This window comes from Curtobacterium sp. MCLR17_054, assembly GCF_003234335.2.
GTDB lineage: Bacteria > Actinomycetota > Actinomycetes > Actinomycetales > Microbacteriaceae > Curtobacterium > Curtobacterium flaccumfaciens.
Genome location: NZ_CP126263.1, coordinates 1,605,235 through 1,620,306, shown reverse-complemented (window position 1 = coordinate 1,620,306; position 15,072 = coordinate 1,605,235). Strand labels below are relative to the sequence as shown.

Below are 15,072 nucleotides of genomic sequence, written 5' to 3'. Positions count from 1 at the left end.
CTCGCCCGGATGACCCGGGGTGCGAACGGCGGACGGTCAGAAGCCGAGGCGTCCGAGCTGCTTCGGGTCACGCTGCCACTCCTTGGCCACCTTCACGCGGATGTTCAGGTAGACGTGCCGGCCGCCGAGCAGCGACTCGATCTCGACGCGGGCCCGCGAACCGACGTCCTTCAGGCGCTCGCCCTTGTGTCCGATGACGATCGCCTTCTGGCTGTCCCGCTCGACGAACAGGTTCGCGAAGATGCGCAGGGGGCCGTCGGCGTCCTCGTCGGCGTCGGGCTCGACGATGTCCTCGATGACCACGGCGAGCGAGTGCGGCAGCTCGTCGCGGACGCCCTCGAGCGCGGCTTCGCGGATGAGCTCCCCGATGCGCTCCTCGTCGGTCTCCTCGGTCACGGCGCTCGAGTCGTACAGCTGCGGCGACTCGGGCAGCAGGCTCGTGACGACGCCGAGCAGGTCTTCGAGCTGCATGCCCCGGGTGCCCGAGGTCGGCACCACAGCGTCCCAGTCGCGGAGCTTCGAGACGGCCAGCAGCTGCTCACCGACGCGGTCCTTGGAGGCGCTGTCGATCTTCGTGACGATCGCGATTTTCTTGGCGCGCGGGTACTGGTTGAGCGTGTCGTTGATGAACCGGTCACCGGGACCGACGGGCTCGTTCGCCGGCACGCAGAACCCGATCACGTCGACGTCGCCGAGGGTGGACTGCACGAGGTCGTTGAGCCGTTCGCCGAGCAGGGTGCGCGGACGGTGCACGCCCGGGGTGTCGACGATGATCACCTGGCCGTCGGGCCGGTGCACGATCCCGCGGATGGCGCGCCGGGTGGTCTGCGGCTTGGACGAGGTGATGGCGACCTTCTCGCCCACCAGGGCGTTGGTCAGCGTCGACTTGCCGACGTTCGGGCGGCCGACGAACGAGACGAAGCCCGCGCGGTAGGGCTTGTCCGAGCCGGCCTGGGTGGTGTCGGTGTCGGTCATGCGTGCGTGGTTCCCGTCGTGGTGGGTTCGGCGTCGTCGAAGGCGTCCTCGACGTCGGCCAGGGCATGGGTGCGCTCGGCGAGCACGGTGATGAGGTGGCGGCGCTTGCCCTCGACCCGGTCGGCGGTCAGGACGACCCCGGACACGGTGACGGTGTCGCCGGAGACCGCCAGGTGTCCGAGCTCCTTGGTGAGCAGGCCACCGGCGGTGTCGACGTCGTCGTCGTCGAGCTCGATGCCGAACAGGTCGCCGAGCTCGTCGATCGGCAGTCGGGCGGAGATCCGCCAGATGCCCGGTTCGACCTCGGTCCGGTCGACGACGGCGCGGTCGTACTCGTCGGAGATGTCCCCGACGAGCTCTTCGATGAGGTCCTCCATGGTCACGAGCCCGGCGACTCCGCCGTACTCGTCGACCACCAGCACCAGGTGGTTCTTGGCGACCTGCATGTGCCGCAGGGTGTCGTCGGCGTGCTTCGACTCCGGCACGAACTCGGCGGGCCGCAGCAGCCGGCTGACCCGCTCGCTGCGGGACGCCGGTCGTTCGTACAGCGACCGCGCGACGTCGCGCAGGTAGAGCACGCCCCGCACGTCGTCGCTGTCCTTGCCCGTCACCGGCATCCGGGACACTCCGGCGGCCAGGAACTGCTCCATGGCCGCGGCCAGCGTCTCTGCGCCGTCGACGGTGAGCATGTCCGTGCGGGGCACCATGACCTCGCGCACCAGGGTGTCGCTGAACTCGAACACCGAGTGGATGAGTTCGCGGTCCTCGTCCTCGAGCACGTTGCTCTCGGTGGCCTCGTCGACGAGCGAGAGCAGCTGCTCCTCGCTCGACACGGTGGAGGCGCTCCGGCCGCGGCCGGGGGTGACCCGGTCGCCGATCCGGACGAGCAGCCCGGCCAGCGGACCGAGCACGATGCGGACCCCACGGACGATGCCGCCGGTCGCACCGATCAGCCGCTCGGCGTGGGCGCGTCCGACGCTGCGCGGGCTCGACCCGACCAGCACGAACGACACCGCGGTCATGATCGCGGCGGAGAGCACGAGTGCGAGCCACCAGCTGTCGAAGGCGCGCACGAGGGCGATCGTCACGAGCACCGCGGCCGCGGTCTCGGCGAGGACGCGGAAGAAGTTCAGCGCGTTGACGTGCGCCCCGACGTCGTCCGCGATCGCCTCGATGGCGCGGCGGCGCTTGTTGCCCCTGGCGATCTCCTCGAGGTCGGCACGGGAGACCACCGAGAGCGCGGCGTCGCTCGCGGCGAGGAGTCCGCCGAGCACGACGAGCCCCAGCGCCACCGCGAGGAGTCCGGCGACGACGACCACCGGCTACCGCCCTCGGTGCTGGGCGGCGAAGGCGGTCAGGATCTCGCCCTGGATGCCGAACATCTCGGCCTTCTCGTCGGGCTCGGCGTGGTCGAAGCCGAGCAGGTGCAGGATGCCGTGGCAGGTGAGCAGCAGCATCTCGTCGGTGCTCGAGTGCCCGGCGGTCTTCGCCTGCTCCTCGGCCACCTGCGGGCAGAGCACGATGTCGCCCAGCAGCCCGGCCGGCGTGGGGTCGTCCTCGGTGCCGGGACGCAGCTCGTCCATCGGGAAGCTCAGGACGTCCGTCGGACCGGGCTCGTCCATCCACCGCACGTGCAGCTGCTCCATCGCGCCCTCGTCGACCAGCACGATCGCGAGCTCCGCATCGGCGTGGACGTGCATCGCGTCCAGGGCGAAGGCGGCGAGCCGCTGGATCGCGGCCTCGTCCACCTCGACGCCGGACTCGTTGTTGAGCTCGATGCTCACCGGGTGCCTCCTCGGGCGTCGTTCTGGGGGTACGGGGGTCGTGCGCGGTCCTGCGGCGGGCGCCCACGGCGTTCGGCGCGGTTGGCGCCGTCGGGGTTGCCGACCGGGGCGGTGCCACGGCCACCGGGGCGCTGCCCGGCCTGCTCGGCGAGGCGCTCCTCGTCGTAGACCGTGTAGGCGTCGACGATCCGGCCGACGAGGGTGTGGCGGACCACGTCCTCGCTGCCGAGACGGGCGAAGTGGATGTCATCGACCTCGTCGAGGATGCGGGTCACGAGCCGGAGACCGGAGACGTTGCCCGGCAGGTCGACCTGGGTGATGTCGCCCGTGATGACCATCTTCGAACCGAACCCGAGGCGGGTCAGGAACATCTTCATCTGCTCGGGCGTGGTGTTCTGCGCCTCGTCGAGCACCACGAAGGAGTCGTTGAGGGTCCGGCCACGCATGTACGCCAGCGGGGCCACCTCGACGGTGCCGGCCGCCAGGAGCTTCGGGACCAGCTCCGGGTCCATCATCTCGTTGAGGGCGTCGTACAGCGGGCGCAGGTACGGGTCGATCTTGTCGGTCAGCGTGCCCGGCAGGAAGCCGAGCCGCTCGCCGGCCTCGACCGCGGGACGGGTGAGGATGATCCGGTTGACCTCGCGCCGCTGCAGCGCCTGCACGGCCTTGGCCATCGCCAGGTACGTCTTGCCGGTACCGGCCGGCCCGATGCCGAACGTGATGGTGTGCTCGTCGATGGCGTCGACGTAGGCACGCTGCCCGTCGGTCTTCGGCCGCACGGACTTGCCGCGGCTCGACACGATCGGGGTGCCGAAGGTGTCGGACGGCTTGCGGTCGTCGTCGAGGATCCGTGCCGACATCGGGATGTCGGCCGGGCCGATCTCCTGCCCACGCCTGACCATGCCGACGAGCTCGTCGACGAGCGCCTTCGCGCGGGCGACGTCGCGCTCCGGCCCGGTCAGCGTGACCTCGTTGCCACGGACGACGACCCGGACGCCCGGGTACTGGCGCTCGACCGTCTTGAGCAGACGGTCCTGGGGGCCGAGCAGCTGCACCATGGCGATGCCGTCGACCTGGAGCGAGACCGAGACGGGCTCGTCGTCGGCGGCGGTGGGCTGTACTGGTTCGTTAACCGGCAAGGGTGCCTTCCTGCAGTTCACCTGCGAGTACGTGCGCGTGCACGTGGAACACGGTCTGACCGGCGGCTTCGCCGGTGTTGAAGACGAGTCGGAACTGGCCGTCGGCGCGCTCGTCGGCGATGCGCTGCGCGGTGGCGACGACGTGGGCCAGCAGGTCGGGGTCGCCCGCTGCGAGTTCGCCGACGTTCGCGTACTGCTCGGTCTTGGGGACGACGAGCACGTGGACGGGAGCCTTCGGGGCGATGTCCTCGATCGCGATCACGCGGTCGTCCTCGGCGACGATGGTCGCCGGGATCTCGCGCGCGATGATCTTGGAGAAGACGCTGGGCGTGCTGCTGCTCATGGCTCCATCGTAGGACGCGCCCGACGGCGTGGTCCGGCTCACCAGCGGCCCAGTCGCGCCTGCAGGACAGCGAGTGCCGCCGGTCCGGCGGTGGACGTGCGGAGCACGCTGTCGCCGAGTCGGACCCGCACGGCACCCGCGGCCTCGAGCCGGTCGAGCTCCGCGCCGTCGATGCCGCCTTCGGGGCCGACGACGAGTGCGATGTCCTCGGCCTCCGTCGGGGGTGCCCAGGTGGCGAGTCGCACGGTCGCGGTCGGGTCGAGCAGGACGAGGGCGGTCCCCTCCCCGAGCGCGGACACGAGCTGTCCGGTCGTCACCAGCGGCGCGACGACGGGCACGCGCGGTCGGATCGCCTGCTTCGCGGCCTCGTGCGCGATCGCTGCCCACCGGGCACGGCCCTTCTCGACCTTCGCGCCGTCCCACCGGGAGACGCTGCGCGCGGCTGACCACGGCACGACCCGGTCGACGCCGATCTCGGTCGCCGCCTGCACCGCCATCTCGTCACGGCCGCCCTTCGCCAGGGCCTGCACGAGGGTCAGCGACGGGCGCGGTGCATCCTGGTGCTCGACGGTCTCGACCGCGAGCTCCAGCGTGTCCTTGCCGAGCGTGGTGACCGGCCCGGACACCACGGTGCCCCGACCGTCGGCGATCCGCAGGACCTCACCGACCCGGACGCGCGCGACGGAGACCGCGTGCCGGCCCTCGGCGCCGTCGAGCGACACCGGGTCACCGACGGCGACGCCGTCCAGCGAGTCGACGAGGTACAGCGACGCCATCAGTGGTTGAAGAACCGGTCGCGGAGCTTGCCGAACATGCCCTGCTGGAACCGGGCGAGCTGCGGGGCGGTGGTCTTGTGCGACTTCGCGAGCTGCTCGACCAGCTGCCGTTCCTTGTGGGACAGCTTGGTCGGGGTGACGACCTGCACGCCGACCCGCAGGTCACCGCGGCCGTTCCCGCGCAGCTTCGTGATGCCGCGGTCCTTGATGACGAGGACGTCGGCGCTCTGCACGCCGGGACGGATCTCGAGCTCGACCGGACCGTCGAGGCCGTCGATCGTGGTGGTCGTGCCGAGGACGGCGTCGGTCATGCCGACCTCGAGCGTCGCCAGCAGGTCGTCGCCGTCACGGCTGAAGACGTCGTCGTGGCGTACACGGATCTCGAGGTACAGGTCGCCGGACGGGCCGCCGGCCGGGCCGACCTCACCCTGGCCGGGCATCTGCAGGCGCAGGCCGGAGTCGACGCCGGCGGGGACGTCCACCGGCACGGTGCGACGTGCGCGGACGCGGCCCTGACCCTGGCAGGTCGGGCAGGGGCTCGGGATGACGGTGCCGTACCCGCGGCACGTGCCGCACGGGGCGCTCGTCACGACGTTGCCCAGGAGCGAACGGACCTGGCGCTGGATGTGCCCGGAGCCGCCGCAGATGTCGCACGTGCGCGGGCTGGTGCCCGGTGCGCAGCAGGAACCGTGGCAGGTCTCGCACAGCACCGCCGTGTCGACCTCGACGTCCTTGTGGGTGCCGAAGACGACCTCGTCGAGGTCGACCTCGATGCGGAGCAGGGCGTCCTGACCGCGCTCGGCACGGCTGCGCGGGCCCGAGCCACGGCCGCCGCCACCGCCGCCGCCGAAGAAGGCGTCGAAGATGTCGCTGAAGCCGCCGGCGCCACCGCCGAAGGGGCTGTCGGCCTGCGGGCCGGCGTCGTACCGGCGTCGCTGCTCGGGGTCGCTCAGCACGTCGTACGCGTGCGTCACGTCCTTGAAGCGCTCGGCGGCGTCGGGTGCCGGGTTCACGTCCGGGTGGAGCTCACGCGCCAGGCGGCGGTAGGCCTTCTTGATGTCGGCATCGGAGGCGTCTCGCTGGACGCCGAGGACGTCGTAGTGGTCTGCCACGTATCCCTCAGTCGGTTGGGTTCGGTCGGTTGGTCAGTGTTCGCCCAGGAGCTTGGACAGGTAGCGGGCGACGGCGCGGACGGCGGCCATGTTCGTGCCGTAGTCCATGCGGGTCGGTCCGAGGACGCCCAGTCGGGCCACCTCGCCACCGGCCAGGTAGCCGCCGGCGACGATGCTCGTGGCGTCGAGTCCGTACTCGGCGTTCTCGACGCCGATGCTGGCCGCCACCGCGATGTCGTCCACCTGCATCTCCCCGAACAACCGGAGCAGGGTGACTTGTTCCTCGATCGCTTCGAGCACCGGGAAGAGGCCGCCGGAGAAGTCCTGCTCGCTCTTCGCCAGGTTGGCCGCACCGGCCATCAGCAGGCGGTCCTGCCGGTTCGCCGCGACCTGCTCGATGAGCGTGGCGACGACGACCCCGCCGAGCGTCTGGGCGTCGGGGCGGAGCTGCTGCGGCACGGCTCGGAGCGCGGTCGGGACGTCCTGCAGCAGGAGCCCCACCGTCGCGCCGTTCACCACGGTGCGGAGTTCGCCCAGCGAGTCCTCGTCGAGCGGGACGTCGGTCTCGACCACGCGCTGTTCGACGCGGGCGGTGTCGGTGATGAGCACCACCATCAACCGTGCGTCTCCGAGCCGGACGAGCTCGACGTGCTGCACCCGGGCGCGCACCATCGAGGGGTACTGCACCAGGGCGACCTGGTTGGTGAGCTGGCTGAGCAGCCGGACGGTGCGCCCGAGGACCTCGTCGAGGTCGTTCGGGGCGCCGAGGAAGGTCTCGATGGCGTGCCGCTGCGCGCTGGAGAGCGGACGGGCACCCGCCAGGTGGTCCACGAAGACGCGGTACCCCTTGTCGGTCGGTACCCGGCCGGACGAGGTGTGCGGTGCGGCGATCAGCTGCTCGTCCTCGAGCAGGGCCATGTCGTTGCGGATCGTGGCGGCACTGACCCCGAAGGCGTGCCGCTCGACGATGGTCTTCGACCCGACGGGTTCACGCGACGCCACGTAGTCGCGCACGATGGCCTTGAGGACCTCGAGGCTGCGTTCACTGACCACGAGCGCCTCCTTTCCCGATCGACCTGGCACTCGGACGTGTCGACTGCTGATCCTACGCCCGACCGCTGACGGCCCGGGACTTCCGGGCGGTCGGCCGATACGCTTCCGCCATGACCTACGGACAGCAGCCCGACGGCCCCGGACCCGAGCAGCCCGGCGGCCAGTACGGCCACGGCCCCGGTGGCCCCCAGCAGCCCGGCGGGACCCAGTACCCCGGCGGGCCGCAGTACCCCGCCGGCTACACCCCGCCCCAGCCGATGAGCCCGGAGGACCAGCGCCTGTGGGCCACGCTGACGCACATCGGTGGCATCTTCTTCACCGTCGTCGCGCCGCTCGTCGCCTACCTGGTCCTCCGCGATCGAGGCGGCTTCATCCGGGAGCACACCCGGGTCGCCCTGAACTTCCACATCACGATGGCGATCGCGTACTTCGTCGGTTCGCTCACCTCGGTGTTCGGCGTCGGGTTCCTGATCATCCTCGCCGCTGCGATCGTGTCGCTGATCTTCAGCATCATGGCGGCGGTCGCCGCGAACCAGGGCCAGTTCTACCGCTACCCGCTCTCGATCGAGTTCATCAAGCAGTAGCGGCAGCGGCACGCAGTGCGCACCAAGCAGTGCGCACGCCCCTCAGTCGAGCAGCTCCCGCACCACCGCGTCGGCGAGCAGGCGACCCTGCAGGGTCAGGTCGATCCGTCCCCGCACCGCGGCCGACCCGTCCACGAGTCCGCGTGCGATGAGGCCGGCGACCCGGCCACGGGCCTCCTGGCGGATCTCGCTCGTCGCGAGCTCCCCGCGGACCCGCGCCGCCAGCAGCAGCCGCTCGACGTACCGCGTCTCGTCGTCGATGGTCTCGCGGCCGGCGGCCGGCGACTCCCCCGACAGCACCCGGTTCGCGTACGCGGCCGGGTGCTTGACGTTCCACCAGCGCGTGCCGGCGACGGCGGAGTGCGCGCCGGGGCCGACGCCCCACCAGTCGTGGCCCTTCCAGTAGGACAGGTTGTGACGACTCGCGTGCGCGTCGCCGCGCGCCCAGTTCGACACCTCGTACCAGGAGTAGCCCGCGTCGCCGAGCACCTCGTCGGCGAGCTCGTACATGTCGGCGGCCAGGTCGTCGTCGGGGGCGGGGAGCTCACCGCGGGCGACCATGCGGCCCATCGCGGTGCCGTCCTCGACGATGAGCGAGTACGCCGACACGTGGTCGGGCTCGCAGGCGATCGCGGCGTCGAGCGAGGTCCGCCAGTCGGCGAGGGACTCCCCCGGCGTCGAGTAGATGAGGTCGAGCGAGACGTCGAGTCCCTGCTGCTTCGCGAGGTCGACGACGACGGCGACCCGGAGCGGGTCGTGCGTGCGGTCGAGCGTGGCGAGCACGTGCGGCACGGCGGACTGCATGCCGTAGCTGATCCGGTTGAAGCCGCCGGCCCGCAGGGTCTCGAGCGACGCGGCGTCGACGGAGTCCGGGTTCGCCTCGGTGGTGACCTCGGCCCCGGGCAGGATGCCCCAGGTGTCGTCGATCGCACGGAGGATCATCGCCAGGTCGGACGCCGGCAGCATGGTCGGGGTGCCGCCGCCGAAGAAGACGGTCGACACCGGGCGCCGCGGCACGCCGGAACGATCGAGCACGGTCGCGGCCCACTCGATCTCGCGCACGGCGTGCCCGGCGTAGTCGTCGCGACGGACGCCGCGGAGCTCCGACGCCGTGTAGGTGTTGAAGTCGCAGTAGCCGCAGCGCACGCGGCAGAACGGCACGTGCACGTACACGCCGAAGGGGACGTCACCGGCGGCAGGAGCAGCCCCCGGCCCGGCAGCGGAGCCCGCTGCCCCCCACGGCGTGATCAGGCCGTCCGCTGGTGCTGGATCGGCGATCGGGAGAGCACTCGGCATGGAGTCCATTGTCCGTCATGATGGGAGCCATGGAGCACCATCCCGTCCCCACCACGGTCCTGTGGGACATCGACGGCACCCTCGTGATGAACGCGTCGTCCCCGGGCAACCTCTACCACCTCGCCCTCGAGCGGGCGGTTGGCCGCGACCTCACCCTGAGGGTCGGACACCAGCACGGTCGGACCGACGCCGGGCTCATCGCCGAGCACGTGCGCGCCCACGCGTTCGAGGACACCCTGATCCCCTCGGTCAGCCGGCACCTGCACGACCTGACCGCCGAACGGCACGCCTCCGGCGACCACCGCAGCCCGGTCCCCGGGGCGAAGGCGCTCCTGACCCGTTTCGCCGAGCTCGGGTGGCGCAACGGCCTGCTCACCGGCAACTCCGAGTACCGCGCCCGGGTGAAGCTCACCGGCGCCGGGTTCGACCCCGACGTCTTCGACTGGGAGCACTCGTACTTCGGCGACACCGAGGTCGAGCGGGCCGGGGTCACCCTGCGCGCCGCCGCGGAACTGGTCGGCACCCGGGCGGTCATCGTCGGCGACACCCCGCGCGACGGCGAGGCCGCGGACGCCGCGGGCATCCCCTTCCTGGCCGTGGCGACGGGTGTCTACGACGTCGATGCGCTGCGGCACACGAACGCCGTGACCGTCGCACGCGACTGCCAGCAGGACGCCGCCCTCATCGAGGACGCGATCGCCGCGCTCCCACCGCTCCGCTGAGGAGCGGGCTCGGGCGGGAGCGGGCGGGGTCGCGAGACCGCGAGCGACCGCGACCGCGACCGAGCGACCGCGACGCCTAGTCGCCCCGCAGCGCCGCCAGGTACTTCTCCGCCATGACCTTCTGCTGCCGCCGCACGAACGGCGCCACGAAGCGCCACTTCCGGCTCGCCGGCTGCGAGAACTGCCGGACCTGCAGCCACACCGAGCCGTCCGGGGTGCGCTCGACGACGAACGACTCCTCGCCGGAGAGCGGGTGCCCCTCGAGCGTGCCGTAGGCGAACCCCTTGCGGTCGTGCTCGTCGATGATCGACACGACGCGCACCGGTGCCAGCACGGTCTGCCCGAACGCGTGGATCGTCAGCGTCGCGCTGGTGCCCGCCGTCAGCAGCGGGGTGCCGTCGGGGGCGAACTTCTCGACCCGGGGCGTCCCGATGGACGCCGGCGCGATCGGCACACCGTCGTCGTCGAAGGTGACCGGGTTGTACCGGACCTCGTCGTCGTCGGGCTGCTCCTCGACGCGCACGCGGACACCGCTGCGCTCCTGGATCTGCCACGTCAGCGCCTGCACGACGGCGGTCTCGAACCGCTGGTCGCCGTGTCCGATCCGCGCGCGCGACTCGGCCGGCGTGAAGCCGTCCGGCGGGTAGGTCATGAGGTCCGACGCCTGGGTCGCCCCCACCGCGCCGTACGTCAGGGCGGTCCGGTAGCTCCCGCGGATGCTCATGCCTCCATGGTACTTGGGCGGGCCGCCCCGGATCGAACCGATCCACGCTCACCTCCGTCGGATCGGCCCACCCGCCGTGCACCCCGAACTGGAGGCCCGACAACCGCCCGCCCCGCGGCTATCGTCAGCAGGTGCCCCGCCCCACCCCCGCCCGCCCGCGGTCCGTCGACCGCCGGACCGCCGTCCTCGCCGCGCTCACGCTCGTCGCGTTCGGCGTGGCGGCGACCGCCCGGGTGCTGGTGGACGTGACGACCTCTGCCGCAGCGTCGCCCGCCCGGTACGCCACCGCCGCGATCGCCCCCGAGTCGTGGAACGGCTTCGACACCGCGAACGTCATCGCCGCCGTCGGGGCGAGCTGCGCCGGCGCCGGGGTGCTGCTGTTCGGTGCTGCGCTGGTGTCGGCGGTGCGGCGTGATCGCGGCCGCCGGCTGGCGCTGGCCCTCGCGGCCGTGACCCTCGCGATGGTCGTCGGCGCCGTGGTCGCCGGGGTGGCCTCCGGCGAGCAGACCGACTTCGACGCGGCTGCTCACTGGGCCATCCTGCGGACCGCACTGGCGGGACTGGCCGCAGCGAGCCTCCCGGCCCTCTGCCTGGCCGCCCTGCGGGCCCGCGCCCGCCGGACCGGCTGACCGCGCACCGGGCTTTCGCGCTCACCGACAGATCACGGCGGTCACGGTGCGTGAGCTGTCGCTCAGCGCGAAACGCGCTGCGCGCCCGGCGCTACTTCTTCTTCTCTTCGACGTCGCCGGAGAGCGCCGCGATGAAGGCCTCCTGCGGGACCTCGACCCGACCGATGGTCTTCATGCGCTTCTTGCCCTCCTTCTGCTTCTCGAGGAGCTTGCGCTTGCGGGTGATGTCACCGCCGTAGCACTTCGCCAGGACGTCCTTGCGCATCGCGCGGATGCTCTCGCGGGCGATGATGCGGGCGCCGATGGCAGCCTGGATCGGCACCTCGAACTGCTGGCGCGGGATGAGCTTGCGCAGCCGCTCCGTCATGAGCGTGCCGTAGGCGTACGCCTTGTCGCGGTGCACGATCGCGCTGAAGGCGTCGACCTGGTCGCCCTGCAGCAGGATGTCGACCTTGACGAGGTCGGCGGCCTGGTCGCCGGTGGGCTCGTAGTCGAGCGACGCGTAGCCCTGGGTCTTGCTCTTCAGCTGGTCGAAGAAGTCGAAGACGATCTCGCCGAGGGGCATCTCGTAGCGGATCTCGACGCGGTCCTCGCCGAGGTACTCCATGCCGAGCAGGGAGCCGCGGCGCTGCTGGCAGAGCTCCATGATCGCGCCGACGTAGTCCTTCGGGGCCAGGATCGCGGCGCGGACCATCGGCTCGCGGACCTCGACGATGCGCCCGGTCGGGAACTCCGAGGGGTTCGTGACCTCGGTCACGGCGTTGTCCTCGGTCGTGACCTCGTAGATGACGCTCGGGGCCGTGGTGATGAGGTCGAGCCCGAACTCGCGGGACAGCCGCTCGGTGATGATCTCGAGGTGCAGCAGTCCGAGGAACCCGCAGCGGAACCCGAAGCCGAGCGCGACCGAGGTCTCCGGCTCGTAGACCAGTGCGGCGTCGGAGAGCTTGAGCTTGTCGAGCGCCTCGCGGAGCACCGGGTAGTCGCTGCCGTCGATCGGGTACAGGCCCGAGAACACCATCGGCTTCGGGTCCGTGTAGCCGGGCAGCGCCTGGGTCGCGGGCTTCTGCGCGCTCGTGACGGTGTCGCCGACCTTGGACTGGCGGACGTCCTTCACACCGGTGATCAGGTAGCCCACCTCGCCGACGGACAGCCCCTTCGTGGGCTTCGGCTCCGGGCTCGAGACCCCGATCTCCAGGATCTCGTGCGTCGACTTGGTCGACATCATCTGGACCTTCTCGCGGGGCGAGATGGTGCCGTCGATCATGCGGACGTAGGTGACGACGCCGCGGTAGCTGTCGTAGACCGAGTCGAAGATCATCGCGCGGGGCGCCGCTTCGGCGTCGCCGACCGGGGCCGGAACACGACGGACGACCAGGTCGAGGAGCTCGGGCACCCCGACGCCCGTCTTGCCGGACACCCGGAGGACGTCCTCGGGCTTGCCACCGATGAGCTGTGCGAGCTCGGCGGCGTACTTGTCCGGTTCGGCCGCCGGCAGGTCGATCTTGTTGAGGACCGGGATGATCTCGAGGTCGTTCTCGAGCGCCAGGTACAGGTTCGCGAGCGTCTGCGCCTCGATGCCCTGGGCGGCGTCGACGAGCAGGATCGCGCCCTCGCAGGCGGCCAGGGAGCGCGAGACCTCGTACGAGAAGTCGACGTGCCCGGGGGTGTCGATCATGTTCAGCGCGAAGGTCTCACCGTCGAGTTCCCACGGCATGCGCACGGCCTGCGACTTGATCGTGATGCCGCGCTCGCGCTCGATGTCCATGCGGTCGAGGTACTGCGCACGCATCGCGCGGTCCTCGACGATGCCGGTGATCGACAGCATGCGGTCGGCCAGCGTCGACTTGCCGTGGTCGATGTGCGCGATGATGCAGAAGTTGCGGATCGCGTCGGCCGGGGTCGCTGCGGGCTCCAGCGGTGCGGATGCTTGTGGGCTCACGGTTCCTCAGGTGGGTCGGACGGTCGCAACAGTCTCCCACGCTTCACCCGACCTGGAGGCACGGCGCGCGTCCGCCACGCACGGTGCGCGTTCGGAGCGCGTTCGGAGCGCGTTTGGTGCGCCCTCGCGCTGGCGTGCTGGACCTCGCACGGTGCGACGTCGGCGGGTCCGTGCGCAGTCGACCGCCCGGTGACCGGATGCTGCGCGGCACGGGGCGAGCAGCCTCGCACCAGGTGGAGGACCGCGCACCGTGCGCCGTCCTGCCGACCGGCACCGGGCCTCCTGGCCGTGTGGACCGCCCGTCAGACGGTCGCGTGCGCCGGAGCCGGCAGCGCGCCGAGGCCACGCCGGAGGTCGTCCGCGGTCGCTGCGAGGCAGACGCGGATCCAGCCCTCGCCGGTGCGTCCGAAGGCGCTGCCCGGCGCGACGGCGACCCGCTCACGCTGCAGGAACCCGAGCGCCCACTCGGCGATGTCCCCGTCGGAGGCGTGCGACATGTCGATCCACAGGTAGAACGCCCCGCGCGGGTCGAGGTACCGGATGCCGTCGGCGTCGAGCGTCTCCTTCGCGACCTCGAGGTTCGCGCGGTAGTGCTCCCGGGCGTCGCGCACCGCGGAGTGGTCCCCCACGATCGCCGCGAGGGCCGCGTACTGGTCGGGTTCGGCGACGCAGCTGATCATGGCCTCCTGCGTGGTCCGCATCGTCGCGCCGAGCCCCTTCGGCGTGACGAGGTAGCCGACGCGGACGCCGGTCATCGCGTACGTCTTGCTGAGCGAGAACGCCGAGAACACGCGGTCGTCCTCGTCGAGCGCCGCCAGGCTGACGTGCCGGGTGCCGTAGGTGAAGTACTCGTAGACCTCGTCGCTGATGACCCAGAGGTCGTGCCGCTTCGCGAAGGCCAGCAGCGCGCGCAGGGTCTCCTCGCCGAAGACCGAGCCGAGCGGGTTCGACGGCGAGTTGACGATCAGCACCCGGGTGCGTTCGGTGACGCTCGCCTCGAGGGCCTGCAGGTCGGGCTCGAACCCGTGCTGCGGCTCCAGCCGGTACGGCACCGGGGTCGCCCCGATGATGTGGGCGTTCATCGTGAAGGTCGTGTAGCCGGGGTCGGGCACGAGCACCTCGTCGCCCGGGCTCAGGGTCAGCGTCATCGCCTGGAACAACGCCTGCGTCGCACCGATCGTCATCCAGATCTGCTCGAGGTCGGCCTCGATCCGGTTCTCACGGCGGAGCTTGTCGCGGACGGCCTCGCGGAGGGGCGCGATCCCGCCGTTCGGGGTGTACCCGGTGCGGTCCTCGGTCCAGGCGCGACGGGCGGCCTCACCGATGTGCGGCGCCACCGGGACGTCCGGCTCGCCGATCACGAGCATCGTGACGTCCGTGCCGCTCGACTGCAGCAGGGCTGCCTGCTCGAAGACCCTCCGGATGCCGGAGGCGGGCACGGTGTCGATGCGCGGTGCGAGGGAGGGCATGTCCGTCACGGTATCCGGTGCGTGTTGCCGTGGGGTTTCGGCGCGGTCGGCCGCGGGCTTCCGCCGATCCGGCGGTGTTTCGTGCTTTGGTGGCAGCCCGCTTGCCTGGTAGTGTTGGTGGCTGGCTTCCGCGTTCCCCGCCCACGGGTGGAACGCGATGCGACCAAGGGCCCCTCTACCCTGCGGTCGCGCCCACCCGTACGAGACGAGCAGGAGCAATTCATGGCGAACATCAAGTCGCAGATCAAGCGCATCAAGACCAACCTCAAGGCCACCGAGCGCAACAAGGCCTACAAGTCGGAGCTCAAGACGCACATCCGTCGTGCCAACGACGCCGTCGCCGCCGGCGACAAGGACAAGGCCGTTGCCGCCCTGGCCCTCGCGTCGAAGAAGCTCGACAAGGCCGTGAGCAAGGGTGTCATCCACAAGAACCAGGCCGCGAACCGCAAGTCGGCCATCGCGAAGAAGGTCTCGTCGCTCTGACGTCCTGACCCTTCTGGTCCGAAGGCCCCGCACCGTTGGTGCGG

Annotated in this window: 16 protein-coding genes; 4 read left to right on the top strand and 12 right to left on the bottom strand. The window is 71.2% G+C overall.

Annotated elements, in window-relative coordinates; genetic code table 11:
• Window positions 1-36: 36 nt before the first annotated feature.
• From era to hrcA, 8 genes are read right to left on the bottom strand one after another with little or no spacing between them, the layout of a single operon-like run.
• Window positions 37-975, bottom strand: a complete 939-nt coding sequence (era, locus tag DEJ08_RS07725) for a GTPase Era (protein WP_111055579.1) — start codon at window positions 973-975, stop codon at window positions 37-39.
• The gene (locus DEJ08_RS07720) at window positions 972-2,294 is read right to left on the bottom strand and encodes a hemolysin family protein (protein WP_110864648.1); all 1,323 of its coding nucleotides are present in this window, start codon (window positions 2,292-2,294) and stop codon (window positions 972-974) included. Before DEJ08_RS07720 ends, era begins: the two co-directional genes overlap by 4 nt.
• 3 nt (window positions 2,295-2,297) lie before the next feature.
• A complete protein-coding gene (ybeY, locus tag DEJ08_RS07715; RefSeq protein ID WP_017886675.1) occupies window positions 2,298-2,759 on the bottom strand; it encodes an rRNA maturation RNase YbeY in 462 nt (153 codons plus the stop codon).
• The gene (locus DEJ08_RS07710; protein WP_111055578.1) at window positions 2,756-3,898 is read right to left on the bottom strand and encodes a PhoH family protein; all 1,143 of its coding nucleotides are present in this window, start codon (window positions 3,896-3,898) and stop codon (window positions 2,756-2,758) included. Before DEJ08_RS07710 ends, ybeY begins: the two co-directional genes overlap by 4 nt.
• Entirely contained in the window at window positions 3,888-4,241 is a 354-nt protein-coding gene (locus DEJ08_RS07705) for a histidine triad nucleotide-binding protein (RefSeq protein ID WP_027465310.1), read from the bottom strand. Before DEJ08_RS07705 ends, DEJ08_RS07710 begins: the two co-directional genes overlap by 11 nt.
• 38 nt (window positions 4,242-4,279) lie before the next feature.
• Complete coding sequence (locus tag DEJ08_RS07700) at window positions 4,280-5,017, bottom strand: 16S rRNA (uracil(1498)-N(3))-methyltransferase (RefSeq protein WP_111047134.1); 738 nt, start codon at window positions 5,015-5,017, stop codon at window positions 4,280-4,282.
• Window positions 5,017-6,129, bottom strand: coding sequence for a molecular chaperone DnaJ (dnaJ, locus tag DEJ08_RS07695; RefSeq protein ID WP_017886671.1), 1,113 nt, complete (start codon window positions 6,127-6,129; stop codon window positions 5,017-5,019). The genes DEJ08_RS07700 and dnaJ overlap by 1 nt, the downstream gene beginning before the upstream one ends.
• 33 nt (window positions 6,130-6,162) lie before the next feature.
• Window positions 6,163-7,182, bottom strand: a complete 1,020-nt coding sequence (gene hrcA / locus DEJ08_RS07690; RefSeq protein WP_027465308.1) for a heat-inducible transcriptional repressor HrcA — start codon at window positions 7,180-7,182, stop codon at window positions 6,163-6,165.
• Window positions 7,183-7,292: 110 nt separating this feature from the next.
• Here hrcA and DEJ08_RS07685 point away from each other — a divergent pair, with 110 nt between their 5' ends.
• Window positions 7,293-7,766 (top strand): DUF4870 domain-containing protein, encoded by a 474-nt coding sequence (locus tag DEJ08_RS07685; RefSeq protein WP_309146953.1) that lies wholly within the window; start codon window positions 7,293-7,295, stop codon window positions 7,764-7,766.
• A gap of 42 nt (window positions 7,767-7,808) precedes the next feature.
• Here DEJ08_RS07685 and hemW read toward each other — a convergent pair whose 3' ends face one another.
• Complete coding sequence (gene hemW / locus DEJ08_RS07680) at window positions 7,809-9,062, bottom strand: radical SAM family heme chaperone HemW (RefSeq protein ID WP_111055592.1); 1,254 nt, start codon at window positions 9,060-9,062, stop codon at window positions 7,809-7,811.
• 29 nt (window positions 9,063-9,091) lie between these two features.
• On the opposite strand from hemW, the gene DEJ08_RS07675 reads away from it, so the two are divergent.
• A complete protein-coding gene (locus DEJ08_RS07675; RefSeq protein ID WP_071405708.1) occupies window positions 9,092-9,784 on the top strand; it encodes an HAD family hydrolase in 693 nt (230 codons plus the stop codon).
• A 76-nt stretch (window positions 9,785-9,860) separates the two neighbouring features.
• Here the strand turns inward: DEJ08_RS07675 and DEJ08_RS07670 are convergent, their stop codons facing one another.
• Window positions 9,861-10,508 (bottom strand): DUF1990 domain-containing protein, encoded by a 648-nt coding sequence (locus DEJ08_RS07670; protein WP_035808235.1) that lies wholly within the window; start codon window positions 10,506-10,508, stop codon window positions 9,861-9,863.
• Between the two features lie 131 nt (window positions 10,509-10,639).
• Here DEJ08_RS07670 and DEJ08_RS07665 point away from each other — a divergent pair, with 131 nt between their 5' ends.
• Complete coding sequence (locus tag DEJ08_RS07665) at window positions 10,640-11,137, top strand: hypothetical protein (protein ID WP_284180521.1); 498 nt, start codon at window positions 10,640-10,642, stop codon at window positions 11,135-11,137.
• Window positions 11,138-11,228: 91 nt separating this feature from the next.
• Here DEJ08_RS07665 and lepA read toward each other — a convergent pair whose 3' ends face one another.
• Together lepA and DEJ08_RS07655 are read right to left on the bottom strand one after the other, a co-directional pair.
• A complete protein-coding gene (gene lepA, locus DEJ08_RS07660) occupies window positions 11,229-13,076 on the bottom strand; it encodes a translation elongation factor 4 (RefSeq protein ID WP_017886664.1) in 1,848 nt (615 codons plus the stop codon).
• Between the two features lie 302 nt (window positions 13,077-13,378).
• Window positions 13,379-14,545 carry a pyridoxal phosphate-dependent aminotransferase gene (locus DEJ08_RS07655; protein ID WP_111054982.1) on the bottom strand — a complete coding sequence of 389 codons (1,167 nt, stop codon included), beginning with the start codon at window positions 14,543-14,545 and terminating at the stop codon, window positions 13,379-13,381.
• Window positions 14,546-14,767: 222 nt separating this feature from the next.
• Here DEJ08_RS07655 and rpsT point away from each other — a divergent pair, with 222 nt between their 5' ends.
• Window positions 14,768-15,028, top strand: coding sequence for a 30S ribosomal protein S20 (gene rpsT / locus DEJ08_RS07650; RefSeq protein WP_017886662.1), 261 nt, complete (start codon window positions 14,768-14,770; stop codon window positions 15,026-15,028).
• Window positions 15,029-15,072 lie beyond the last annotated feature (44 nt).